Genomic DNA, 4272 nt, shown 5'->3' with positions numbered 1-4272 from the left:
CCATCAAGTTGTGTGGTACCGTCAGAACTGATCTTTAACCATTTCAACCAGTCTTTACCCAGCGCGGCAGCAAAATTTTCCTTGGAAAAATCTATTACGAAATTGTCTGCAGCACCATTAAGACTTACATACTTTTTCCTTATACTCTCCGCAATACTACTGTAATTTCCGGCAAGACTCAAGCAATCCGCAGCGTAATTGCTCTCTGCCTGGGGATTGCTGTCTACCACACTGCTCAAATATGTCTGGAAATCAGTGCTGGTTGCGAGAGTGGTTTTCATGGTATCTATTGATAAAGAAGGTATATCAGCTTTAATGTCCTTGATACTGTTTATAATACTTAAATAATCACTATCTCCGGTAAAACTATAGGAACCCATAGCCCATTTGTCGTTAATCAGCTTTCTCAAGGCGACGTCTACTTTATACAAGTTATCATAATCTACATCTTCCGTGTCGCTGTGATAAGTATAGAAATTGACTGAAGAAGTATCCTTGAGGTTCGAACCTGTAAATCTGCTGTAGTTCAACTCATCCCCCTGCAGGTAAGCATTTATATCAAAATAATTGCTGGTCTTAAATCTGACATTGGAGCCATCCATAATACTGCTCATGGTTTTCAGGGTGGAAATAAAATCATCATCAGCCAGTATATTCCTGATTGCTTCCTTAACCGGCAGACTGATATTATTTGTTCCACCCAGTACATTTTGCAAATAAGGATTATCCATACCGGTACCAACCAGATTCACAAGATTGCTCAAATACCACTGCTGGAAATTGGAAATTATTGTTTGCTTGTCCTGCATTGTTATTGAAATCAATTTAGATGTCCCGTCCGTAATAACCGGAAAATTATTGAGGTCCAGAAATTTCTCGGCTGTATAGCTGGTGCCGCTGGGTTGAATAAAACCCATTCCTTTAAGAGTAGCTATAACCTTCCCTTTATCAGATTCACTATAACCGGTAGTTACATTGGTAAAAATTGCTGTTTTCAGATCAGCTTCTGTTTTGGATCGGCCCATACTTTTTATGAGAGCCTGCAAAGTGTTGTTTTGGGATCCATCAATATTAAAATAAGTAAGACCGAAGGCATCCTGATTGGTACCAAAAAGCGGAAGATAATCCTGATAGGCTGTTGAGACTGTACTGTTGTGCACTGTGCCTCCAAGGTCCAGGGTGCTCATTCGTTTATATAAAGAAACAACAAAAGTACGCATGCTTTCATAGTCTTTGGCAACTGATTGTTCCATGATCTGTTTGGTTTGATTTATCTTCATATCCATTTCCGTGCTATCCATATCCATATCAGCATAGTCGGAAGCTTTGGCCAGATAGTCCGTAATATTCGCGAATAAATCATTACTCTTTCCGCTAAAGTCCATCCCCACATAAAATTCTTTCAGTTTATTATACAAAGGATGCCAGTACGCTTCCTTCAGCGTACCATCAAACACAGAGGTATCTCCAGGTTTTGGCACCTTGCTGTTTATCCCGGCTGTAAGGTCGGCACTCATATCAGCGCAAAACTGTTCAAAGCCACTGGCATCATTATTGAAAAATGTACCCATTGAATCTGTGAATTCATAGAAGCCATTACCGGCGTCCTGTACCAGGCCGACAGTTTTGAGCGCTCCAAATACTTCATCGGCAGTGGCAAATGAAAGCATGGTTTGTTTGATACTTTTTGACTTATTGGCAGCGTAATAGGCATATAATGTGTTCTTAAAAGAATTCATATTAGTATCCTTATAAGAGGAATCGCTGTACAGCCCATCTATTTCTTTTGTGAAATATTTACTGAGGAGTGAATCCAGAGAAGAATCATTGTTTATTAAGTCCTGTTTAAAATTCAGGACATCATCATTGCCAGCACTCCCGCTTCCAAAAAAATCGACACAAAAACTATTTAGTTTTTCAGCACTGGGATTTGCGCCTTTCTTGTATACACCCAGCTTATCCAATAATTGATATTTACGCATCTGGCCGGGAAAGGTTATATCCCCCGGATCATCAAATCTTTGGCTACTCTTCAAATGGTAACTGCTATCGAACGCATCCAGAACAATGGTCTGCCAGTCGGACTCGGAAAGACCAGCAACAAACACAGGGATATCGTTAGTGCCATCATCATTGGAGTCCGGCTGAGAAGGTATATGATTTTGTAGCGCCACAGGATTAAGTTGAGACATTCTAATTTTAAAATTAACATCACTGGTCGCATTAAAGTTTATATTAAACTCCATATAAGTACCGTTATTGGTGGAAAAATCAAATATAGGAAAATAATCGGTCCCGCCATCTATGGAATATTCGATATTGTTAAACATCTCCGTATAGTTAGAAATTGAAGCTCTTGAGCCATCAAAAATCAGATCTTGTAAAGTTTTGATATTCGCTTTTAATCTCGTACCGGAAACCAGTATATCGCCGGTACCTGATGTTGTATCGCCGGAAGACAAACCAAAAAGCGAACATAATTTCCCAACAAGATAAGATGATGGCTGATGAGAGCTTGAATCCTGTAAAACTGTTGCCGTATTAAGATAGTAATAAGGTTTGAATGTTCCATCTGTAGCATTTTCCAAAGCTATCGGATCCAGAAAATTATTTGTTGTTATTCCGCTAAATAATTTCCTGATCTCACTAACAGGCAACGTAATTTTTTCGTTAGTTAATAATTCATTTATATTATATTCATCGTTAGCATCGGAACTGGCTTTAAATTTCTTTTTGCTGAGAGTATTAGCCCTGACATCACCCAATGGTGTAAGATAATTAAGCCTGACATTATCCCAACTGCCGTCTACAGGATTAAACGAGCCGTCAATGCCCTCGATAGGTGAAGAAAACAGTTGGGCCATGTAAAAGGTATTCATTTTCTGCATGTTATATATCATTTCAAAATAAAGCTTATCCAACTGATTAGAATCAGCAGCGGATGGTGAACGTTGACTGCCTGTAAGATCGTCATTTACTACTCTGCTATTCTTCGACAAAACGGTGGATGCAAATCGATCTTTGGCTATCTTGGCCGGGTAATATCCGATATCATGCGCACCTTTTTCATTAATATTGATCAATTCTCTGGAACTACTATCGTATAAATAGTTTAATGAACCATAGGTAATTTTGTTAAATTTATCAATGCTGTCCATATCGTAAAAAATCTGCTGTTCTTTTTCGCTAAGAAATCCCAGAGCAGCATAAAGGGTAGCGCCCTCAAAACCACGGCCGATAAGGCTCGTAATTTTAGAACTCATACTTTTGAAATCTGCGGCCTTGGCGTTTTGCCAAATTTTATCAAAGTTTTGTATGTATGATGATGAAAAACCCTTTTCACTAAGTTTGCTATTCAGGTTTGGCAAAGCAATTTCCGGTTTGAGGTATAAATACTGTCCGTTATTATTGGTAAAGGCATAAGAAAAAACTTCTCCCATGGCTGCGGAATAAGTGCCACCCAGAGCGTCAACAAGATCCTGGCGCAAGATATATTTATTCTGGTATTGGGCTAGTTTCTCGATAATTTCCCGGGTCCTGGTAACTATGGTAGATTTATCTTCCAGACCGTCATAATGACTGGTATCCGTGCTATGCAAATCGACATTTTCCAGCTTGTACTTTTTATCCAGATAATAGTCAAAAATTGACGAGTAGGTACCTGAACTTGTTGTGACACTTTGATCTCTGAGAAAACTTTTATTACTGTTACTTACAATACTGCTGATATAGGTAGAAAAATTGTCTGAAAATTTTAATAATTTTTTAAGATTTTCGTCCGCATTCACATTCGTGAAGTTTGTTCCGGTTGCAGCCATATTGATGATATAGGGCTTACTGTACTTATCCAGCCGCTGGAAAATTTTATCTTTATAATCCTGGTATAAAAGATTAGTTCCAAATATCGTACCATCAATATTGAAATTATTATCATCAATCAACCTGGACGGGATTACCTCATTAAAACTTCCATCTACCTTCTTAATATAAACAGGAAGACCGGAGGTGCCATTTCTTGATTCACTTTTAAGCCAATCAAAAATCTTGTCGCAACAATCAGACCCGTTATAACTGACAATCCCGCTAAAACAAGTAGCATCGACATATTTTAACTCATCGGAAAAATCCGTATAAGTCTTAAACTCCTGGTTTTTATTCACCGGAATATCGAAATATTGATTGGTCCCGGAAGCGTTGTATAAAAACCAGGCTGATATATCTTTTACTTCCTGAGAAAGACTGATGAGTTTTTCCAGAATATCATCGCCAACC

General features: G+C 38.4%; 1 protein-coding gene. It reads right to left on the bottom strand.

The annotated features are described in order from the left end of the window. A partial coding sequence (locus tag PHV30_11915) for a hypothetical protein (protein MDD5457720.1) occupies positions 1–4272 on the bottom strand: 4272 nt, incomplete at both ends.

Source organism: Candidatus Margulisiibacteriota bacterium, assembly GCA_028715625.1.
Lineage (GTDB): Bacteria > Margulisbacteria > Riflemargulisbacteria > GWF2-35-9 > GWF2-35-9 > JAQURL01.
Note: the sequence above shows the minus strand (reverse complement) of the source record. Positions and strands in the feature narration are given on the sequence as shown.